Origin of the sequence: Paraeggerthella sp. (assembly GCF_048427265.1) — a bacterium.
GTDB lineage: Bacteria > Actinomycetota > Coriobacteriia > Coriobacteriales > Eggerthellaceae > Paraeggerthella > Paraeggerthella hominis.
Map to the genome: position 1 here is coordinate 1 of NZ_DBFOSR010000086.1, position 8,316 is coordinate 8,316.

Annotated in this window: 7 protein-coding genes; 6 read left to right on the forward strand and 1 reads right to left on the reverse strand. The window is 62.3% G+C overall.

The window, feature by feature from the left end; genetic code table 11:
- Window positions 1-161: 161 nt before the first annotated feature.
- A complete protein-coding gene (locus ACMNI9_RS07860) occupies window positions 162-1,640 on the reverse strand; it encodes a DUF1846 domain-containing protein (RefSeq protein WP_114567194.1) in 1,479 nt (492 codons plus the stop codon).
- 315 nt (window positions 1,641-1,955) lie between these two features.
- Between ACMNI9_RS07860 and ACMNI9_RS07865 the strand changes: the two genes are divergently transcribed.
- From ACMNI9_RS07865 to ACMNI9_RS07890, 6 genes are all read left to right on the forward strand, one after another.
- Window positions 1,956-2,849: a site-specific tyrosine recombinase gene (locus ACMNI9_RS07865; RefSeq protein WP_418831486.1), complete on the forward strand. Its 894-nt coding sequence runs from the start codon at window positions 1,956-1,958 to the stop codon at window positions 2,847-2,849.
- A gap of 553 nt (window positions 2,850-3,402) precedes the next feature.
- Window positions 3,403-3,852: a division/cell wall cluster transcriptional repressor MraZ gene (locus ACMNI9_RS07870; protein ID WP_114567196.1), complete on the forward strand. Its 450-nt coding sequence runs from the start codon at window positions 3,403-3,405 to the stop codon at window positions 3,850-3,852.
- A gap of 18 nt (window positions 3,853-3,870) precedes the next feature.
- Complete coding sequence (gene rsmH, locus ACMNI9_RS07875; protein WP_114567197.1) at window positions 3,871-4,827, forward strand: 16S rRNA (cytosine(1402)-N(4))-methyltransferase RsmH; 957 nt, start codon at window positions 3,871-3,873, stop codon at window positions 4,825-4,827.
- Between the two features lie 65 nt (window positions 4,828-4,892).
- Window positions 4,893-5,357, forward strand: a complete 465-nt coding sequence (locus ACMNI9_RS07880; protein ID WP_114567198.1) for a cell division protein FtsL — start codon at window positions 4,893-4,895, stop codon at window positions 5,355-5,357.
- 4 nt (window positions 5,358-5,361) lie between these two features.
- A complete protein-coding gene (locus ACMNI9_RS07885) occupies window positions 5,362-7,266 on the forward strand; it encodes a peptidoglycan D,D-transpeptidase FtsI family protein (RefSeq protein ID WP_418831489.1) in 1,905 nt (634 codons plus the stop codon).
- A 7-nt stretch (window positions 7,267-7,273) separates the two neighbouring features.
- Window positions 7,274-8,316 (forward strand): Mur ligase family protein (locus tag ACMNI9_RS07890; RefSeq protein WP_418831490.1); only part of this gene is annotated, 1,043 nt, incomplete at its 3' end.

Below are 8,316 nucleotides of genomic sequence, written 5' to 3' on the forward strand. Positions count from 1 at the left end.
TTATACGGAACTTGGTCTATCCAAAAACACGTTTGGGGGGCCGAAAACGTGTTTTTGGATCGACAATGAGAACGCGAGCGCCTTGCACCTGCAGATGGTAAGGGGTGGTGGTTGCAAGGCGCTCACATATCGAAGGGGCCCGCGGGCCCCTTCGATATTGCTTACTTGTGGTAATACCGGTGCTGCTCGTACTTCGGCTCGCAGCACACGTTGATGCCGAGCGTGCGGTACAGCTTCTCGTCGGTGGCCGAGATGATCACGCTGAAGTACGCATCGCAGCCGCGCAGGTCGTCGATGTGGTCGATCAGCGTGGCCGCAAGCGGATCGGTCGCGGAGCTGATGGACAGGGCGAGCAGCGTTTCATCGGAGTGCAGGCGCGGGTTGCGGCTGTGCAGCTGCTCGGTCTTCAGGCGGCAGATGGGCTCGATGACCGCATCGCTGATCACGTTGATGTCCTCGACGCCGGCCACGCCCTTGAGCGCGTTCATGAGCAGCGACGATGCAGCTCCCAGCAGCGGCGACGTCTTGCCCGTCACCACGGTGCCGTCGGGCAGTACCATCGCGCCCACCGGACCGCCGGTGGTCTCCTCCTTCAGAAGCGCGGCCGATCGCGCCGGCGAGAAGCTTGCGTTCACGCCGGCTTGGTTCATCAGAAGCTCCAGCTTCTCCACGTGCTCTTGTCCCACGCCGGTGCGGCGCGTTTCCACCGCTGCCTGGAAGTAGCGGCGCACGATCTCCATTTTGGCGGCCTCGCGCACGGCGTCGTCGTCCACGATGGCGTTGCCGGCCATGTTGACGCCCATGTCGGTGGGGGACTGGTAGGGGCTCGTTCCGGAAATGCGCTCCATCATGGCCTTGAGCACGGGGAATATCTCCACGTCGCGATTGTAGTTCACCGTGGTCACGCCGTACGCTTCCAGGTGGAACGGGTCGATGGTGTTGGCGTCGTCCAGATCGACCGTGGCCGCCTCGTACGCGATGTTCACGGGGTGCTTGAGCGGCAGGTTCCAGATGGGGAACGTCTCGTACTTCGCGTAGCCGGCCGCCACGCCGCGCTTGTGCTCGTGGTACAGCTGCGACAGGCACGTGGCCATCTTGCCCGAACCGGGGCCGGGGGCGGTCACCACGACAAGCGGGCGCTTCGTTTCGATGTACTCGTTCTTGCCGTAGCCCTCGTCGCTGACGATGCGGTCGATGTCGTAAGGGTAGCCGGCAATGGGGTAGTGCAGGGAGCTTTTGATTCCCAAGCTGTCCAGGCGCTTGCGAAACGCCTCGGCCGAGGGCTGGTTCGTGTAATGGGTGATCACCACGCCGGTGGTGGTGAAGCCCATCCCGCGGAAGATGTCCATGAGGCGCAGCACGTCTTCGTCGTACGTGATTCCCAGGTCGCCGCGCACCTTGTTCTTCTCGATGTCGTTCGCGTTGATGGCTATGATGATCTCGACGTCGTCCACCAGCTGCTTGAGCATGCGGATCTTCGAGTCGGGCTCGAACCCGGGCAGCACGCGGGCTGCATGGTAGTCGTCGAAGAGTTTCCCGCCGAATTCCAGGTAGAGCTTTCCGCCGAACTGGTCGATGCGGTTGCGGATATGCTCGGCCTGCAGCGCGATGTACTTGTCGTTGTCGAATCCGATGCGCATGGGAATGCGGCGCCCCTTTCTTGCCGTCGATGATGTTCGCGCACGACCGCAGAGGGCCGTACACAATCCGATTCAGTATACCCTACTTGGTAGGTGTTTCGTTTTTGTTAATTGCAGGTAACGAAGGGGGTCTTCCTTCGGTTCGCCATACCTGCAGGTCCGAAGGCGTTCGGCGCCCGTCCTATCCGCACCTGGTTTTTCATAGCGTCATGCTATGCTGTTCGATCAGTGCGACGGTGCCGCAGCGCGTTTGGCGCGAATCGGCCGATCGTTGCTTTTCATGCCCGCTTGCCGGGTCGACGACGGGGTTGGTGGATGGACGAACTGGTTCGAGAATATCTGGCTCATCTGCGCATCGAGCGGGGAAGCTCGCCCCTTACCGTGTCTGCGTACGCTTCTGACCTGCGGGATTTCGCGGCGTTTTTGAACGCGTGCGGCGTGAAGGACGTCGGCGACGTGCAGCGCGAGACCATCGTGGCCTACGAAGCCGACCTGTTCGGCCGCGAATACGCCGCCGCCACGGTGGATCGCCACGTGTCGGTGCTCAAGGGCTTCTACCGGTTCCTCGTGCGGGAGGGGCATGTGCGTCGCAACCCCACCGATACGTTGCAGCTTCCCAAGGCTCCCGATCGGCTTCCCGACGTGTTGAGCGCAGTGCAAGTGGAATCCATGCTAGCCGATTCTCCCAAGCGCGCGCCCATCCCGCTGCGCAACCGGGCCATCTTGGAGGTTCTGTACGGCTGCGGCTTGCGCGTAAGCGAGTGCGTGGGGCTTGACCTGGGCGACGCGGTGCTCGAGGAAGGGTACCTGCGCATTCTGGGCAAGGGCGGCAAGGAGCGCGTGTCGCCCATATCGGGCGCGGCGCTGCGGTCGTTGGCCGACTACCTCGACAACGGGCGTCCCGGTTTGACGAAGCCGGCAGCGAAGCCCACGTCGGCGGTCTTTCTGAACGCGCGCGGCGGGCGGCTCACGCGCCAAAGCGTGCACGCCATCGTGGCCGAGGCGGGGCGATCCATCGGCGTGGCGAACCTCCATCCTCACACGCTGCGCCATTCGTTCGCCACGCACATGCTCGAAGGCGGCGCCGACCTTCGCGTCATCCAGGAAATCCTCGGCCATTCGGACATCTCCACCACGCAGATCTACACGCACATCAACCGCGCCCACATGCGCGAGGAATATCTACGCGCGCACCCGCGCGCGAAGTAATGTACCGGCATCGTTCGGACGGGCGTCAGCACTGTTTGGATGCGCGCCGGCATCGCCTGGACGCGCATCGGCGGCGTCCTGCGGGGCTCGAGGCTTCGGCGCGCCGTCTTTCGCCGGCGAGGGGGGCGGTGGGACGGCATCCCATCGCGATCGCGGTCTGCGGGGGACGCGGTGGGGCGGCGTCCCACCGCAGGGGCGCCTTTCGCCGCTCGATTCCGCCCGTCTCCTCGCGCGTGTTGCCGAACGGTTTGCCCAACGAATCGGTCGGCGATCCGTCGTGCCACAGATTCCGCATAACTCGCTCCATATAGATGCCAAGGCCCTCTAAAGCGGTAGTGCGATCAATATCTTGTGTTCGTTTTCGTCCGTCGGTTCAATATCTAGCCGTGTCTCAATCTTGCATTTTTGGGGGTCGGGGGACAACTTGGGGAACGGGATGGTTTCAAAAGGGTCTAAATGGGTCAAAAGGCCGGATTTTGTTGCGAAGTGGGGCAAAGTGGGATAGAATTCCAAGCATCGAAAGGGCCGTGCGAGTCGCGGCGGGAAGGAAGGCATGGCCGAGGACACCGAAAAGGTGGTTGATCTCAACAGCGCGTACCGCCACAAGGTGGACGCCAAAGGCCGCATGTCTCTTCCCGCATCGTTTCGCAAGGTGCTTTCGACGGATTTGGTGGTAACCCGCAACCCGAAGGACGAATGCCTCTACGTGTTCGAGCCCGATGCGTTCAACGCATGGGTGGCCGGCGTGTTCGAGGACAAGTTCGAGAAGTTCGACCGCACGAACGATCTCCACGTGCGCCTGCGCCGCAAGCTCAAGTCTCGTGCAGCCGACGTGTCCGTTGACGCGTCCGGTCGCATCATGCTCTCGAGCGAACAACGTGCGGCTGTTGGCATTGACAAGGACGTCGTCGTGCTGGGCAACACGGGCTACTTCGAAATCTGGGACGCAAAGCGCTACGACCAAAACGACGAGGATACCGACCTCGGTCTTCTGTTCGACTGATTGTAAGGCGTGAGCGAAATGATAAACGAATATCGGCACACCCCTGTTCTGCTCGCCGAGTGCCTCGAATACTCGAACCTCAAACCACAGCATACATTCGTGGATGCAACACTCGGCGGTGCAGGGCATTCCCTCGAAGCGGCCAAGCTCATCGGGAGCGCGGGTACGCTCATCGGCATCGATCAAGACGAAGTGGCGCTTGCCGCCGCTCGTCAAAAACTCGGGACGTTGCCTGATGATGTACGCCCGCGCCTCGAATTGGTGCGCGGCAACTTCGGTGATATGGACGACGCGCTTCTCAGTGTGGAAGTGCCCGGGGTCGACGCGTTCTTGTTCGACCTTGGCGTATCGTCGGTCCAGATCGACACACCGTCTCGAGGCTTCTCCTTCAAGGAGAACGGCCCTCTTGATATGCGGATGGATCCGGGGAAACAAACCCTAACCGCAGCAGAGATCATCAACACCTACAACGCAGCAGATCTCACTCGGATCATCCGTACGTACTCTGACGAGAAGTGGGCCAGTCGCATAGCCGACTTCGTGGTCCGCGAACGTCAGAACGGGCCCATCGAGACAAGCGCGCAGTTGGTCGACCTGATCAAGGCTGCCATCCCGGCATCGGCGCGCCGAGCGGGAGGGCATCCGGCGAAGCGCACGTTCCAGGCGCTTCGCATCGAGGTGAACGGCGAGCTCGACGTGCTCAAGCGCGGACTGGACGCGGCCATACGCTGGCTGAATCCCGGGGGCAGGCTGGTGGTCATCAGCTACCACTCGCTTGAGGATCGCATCGTGAAGGACGCGTTCCAATCCTTCGCCCGTCGATGCACCTGCCCGCCCGACCTTCCGGTCTGCGTGTGCGGGAAAGAGCCGATACTCGACATAGTAACGCGTAAGCCGGTCCTACCGACCGCTGAAGAAATAGAGCGCAATCCGCGCGCTCGCAGCGCAAAGCTGCGCATCGCGCAGAAGCGCTGAACAACGAAAACCGCAGAACGTACACCACCCGAACAGGCAGCTAAAACGAAGAAAGGGGGTTGGGCATGAGCGCAGCACCGGCGTATTCCTATTATCCTGAGCGCGTACCTGAGCGTGAGCGCAAGGCTCGCATCAGCGTGGTTCCGGGTCGCGGCACGCGCACGCAGCCCGCTTCCCTTCCTTCCAACGTCGTGTTCTTGGCGAAGGCCGTTGCCGTCGTTTTGGTGGTGGCCGCGCTGGTTGCGTTCGTGCGCATCGGGCTTATGTCCGCTACGGTTTCCACCACCATGAGCTCCACGCAGCTTTCCAGCCAGATCAGCGATGCCCGTTCCTCGGGCGCTGCGCTCGAGGTGTCCCAAAGCGCGCTGTCAAACCCCACGAAGGTCAAGCAGCAGGCGGGCAAGCTGGGCATGGCCGCTCCTGAGGCAACCGGCGTGATCGAGCTGGGCAAAGACGTCGTTGCTACCGACGAGTCCGGCTCCCTGTCGCTTTCGAAGAGCATTGCCATAGCCGCCGGCGCTGGAGCGTAAAACCGTGGCCGATAGATCTCACATGCCGCGAGGCGAGCGTTCCGCTCGCGGTCGCGGAAGCTCCCGCTCGTCTGCGCGTCCTCCGAAGTCTCATGGTTCGCGCGGCTCCCGCGGTTCTCGCGGCGCGCGCCCTTCGCATACGGGCGGGCGCGGTTCGTTCGCCGACGTCGGAGCCGATTCCAATCGCGTGTTCCTTCCCATCCTGGTATTCGCGGTCATCGCGGCGCTCTTCTTGCTGCGCCTGGTGTTCTTGCAGGTGGTCGATGCGCCGCGCATGGCGGCCGAAGCGGAGAACGCGCGCATGAGCTACGACTGGATCGAGCCGCGCCGCGGAACCATCTACGATCGCAACGGCGTGGTGCTTGCCACGTCCGTCGAATCCACCACCATCTACGTGGATCCCACCGAAGTGGACAATGCTGATGCTACGGCTCAGACGCTCGTCGACGTGCTGGGCGGGCAGAAGTCCGACTATCTGCCGGCCATCGCGGCTTCGGGGACGCGCTACTCCGTCATCAAGGAGAAGGCCGACGTCGAAGTGGGTGAGCAGGTGCGCGCGCGCGTGAGCGAGGTCACGAAGAAGGACGCCGCATACGAAGGCAAGGACCTGGGAATTCGCTATAAAACGCTGTGGAAACGCGAGTACCCCAACGGCCAGGTGGGCGGCCAGGTGGTAGGCGCGTGCAAGCTCGACACGGAAATCGAGAACAACCGCGAGTACTACGAGGGCGTTTCGGGCTTGGAGCTGTACTACAACGACATCCTGTCCGGCGAAGCCGGGTACACGCGCGAGGAACGCAGTCCCGACGGCACGCCGATTCCGGGCGGCACGCGGGACTCGAAGGCCGCCGTGGACGGCCAGGACATCATCATATCGATCGACATCGAACTGCAGCAGTACGTCGAAGAGCGCCTTACGGCCGACGAGAAGGGCATCACGGCGAACGGCGGCAGCGCGATCGTGATGGACGGCGGCACGGGCGAGATCTACGCTGCCGCGTCGCTTCCGCTGCTCAACCCTGCGGATCGTACGGAGATGAAGCCGGACGCTCCGAAGCTCAAGTGCGTGACCGACCTGTTCGAGCCGGGCTCCATTTTCAAATCGGTGTCGGCTATGGCTATTTTGGAGTCGGGCACCATGACGCCCGACAGCGAGCTGTTCTGCCCGGCCTACATCGAAGCTGACGGGTTCGTCATCTCGGACGCGCACGAGCGCGGCGATGCGACGTTCACGTTGCGCCAGATCATGGACCAGTCGTCGAACGTCGGCATATCGCTGGCCACCGAGAAGATGGGCTTCCAGAACCTGTACAACAAGATCAACGAGTACAACCTGCACACCAAGACGGGCGTGGACTATCCGGGCGAGGGGGAGATCGGCACCGACTACCTGGGCAATCTGCTGCCGTTCGACCAGTGGAGCAAGGTCACCGGCTACAACGTCAGCTTCGGCCAGGGCATGTCGCTCACGCCGCTGCAGATCACCCGATGGTACGGCGCGCTTGTGAACGACGGCGTGGAGTGCACGCCTCATTTCCTGCTCTCGAAGCCTCAAAGCGGCGAGACGCCCGAATACGCCACCGAACAGGTTATCGAGAACAAAGCGGCTATCGCGGATTTGACCAGCATGCTCAAGTCCGTGGTGTCGGACGGCACCGGCAAGAAGGCCGCTATCGAAGGGTTCAACGTGGCGGGCAAAACCTCGACGGCCGAGATTTACGACGAGGAGAACGGCGGGTATCGAAAAGGCGTGTACAACCTGGCCTTCACCGGTTTTTTGGCCGACTCGTCAAGCCAATTGGTTTGTTTTGTGGGTGCAAACGAGGTTCCCACCGACGGTGTGGTCACGCCAATTTTTAAGGATATAATGGCAACAGCCATCGACCGATTCAACATATATCCGGAGTGAGGAAGCTATGGGCAAGACCTGTACCGAACTGTTCGCGGGCATAGACTGCACCATTATCGGCAACGCTGACGACGTGGCGGAGGGCATCGCCTATCGCAGCGACCGGGTTCAGCCGGGCGACGCGTTCTTCTGCATCGTCGGCTTCACGACGGACGGCCATTCCTTTGCGCAAGACGCTATCGATCGCGGTGCGAAGGTGCTGGTCGTCGAGCGGAAAGTGTACTTGGCCGACGCGACCGACGTCACGGAGGTCGTGGTGAAGGACACGCGCAAGGCTATGGCCGTTGCGGCGGCGAACTTCTACGACCATCCTTCCAAGGACCTGTCGCTGGTGGGCATCACCGGCACGAACGGCAAGACCACCACCACCTACCTGGTGGAGCATATCGCGAAGGTGGCCGGCAAGCGCACGGGCGTCATCGGAACCGTGGGCGTTCGCATGGGCGGCGTGAGCGAGAAGTCCGCGCACACCACGCCTGAATCGCCCGATTTGCAGCAGCTGTTCGCGCGCATGCGCGACGAGCGTTGCGACACGGTGGCCATGGAGGTCAGCTCGCACGCGCTCGATCTGGAGCGCACGTGGGGCACGACCTTCGCTGTCACGGCGTTTTCGAACCTGACGCAGGATCACCTGGACTACCATCATACGTTCGAGGCGTACTTCGAAGCGAAGGCGCGCTTGTTCTCGAAGGACTATCCCGCACGCCGCGTCATCTGCATCGACGACAAGTGGGGCAAGGAACTCCTGCGCCGCTGCTCGGTGGCCGAGGACAACGTGGTGACCACCGGCTTCGACCCGTCCGCTCAGATTCATCCGGTGGACGTGCAGTACGCGCCCACGCACACCACCGTCACGCTCGACGTGCGCGGCAGCCGCTTGACGTTCGACTACCCTCTGGTGGGCAAGTTCAACGTGGAAAACGTCATGTGCGCGTTCGGCATTGGGCTTCAGCTGGGATTCTCAGCTGACGTGATCGTGGAGGCCCTTGAAGAGGCCCCGCAGATTCCCGGCCGCCTGGAGCGCGTGGATGCGGAGCATACCGGCAACGT

What these genes read in the sequence shown, in the direction of transcription:
- ACMNI9_RS07860 (WP_114567194.1), bottom strand. Translation starts at nt 1,640, where the DNA reads ATGCGCATCGGATTCGACAACGACAAGTACATCGCGCTGCAGGCCGAG.
- ACMNI9_RS07865 (WP_418831486.1), top strand. Translation starts at nt 1,956, where the DNA reads ATGGACGAACTGGTTCGAGAATATCTGGCTCATCTGCGCATCGAGCGG.
- ACMNI9_RS07870 (WP_114567196.1), top strand. Translation starts at nt 3,403, where the DNA reads ATGGCCGAGGACACCGAAAAGGTGGTTGATCTCAACAGCGCGTACCGC.
- rsmH (WP_114567197.1), top strand. Translation starts at nt 3,871, where the DNA reads ATGATAAACGAATATCGGCACACCCCTGTTCTGCTCGCCGAGTGCCTC.
- ACMNI9_RS07880 (WP_114567198.1), top strand. Translation starts at nt 4,893, where the DNA reads ATGAGCGCAGCACCGGCGTATTCCTATTATCCTGAGCGCGTACCTGAG.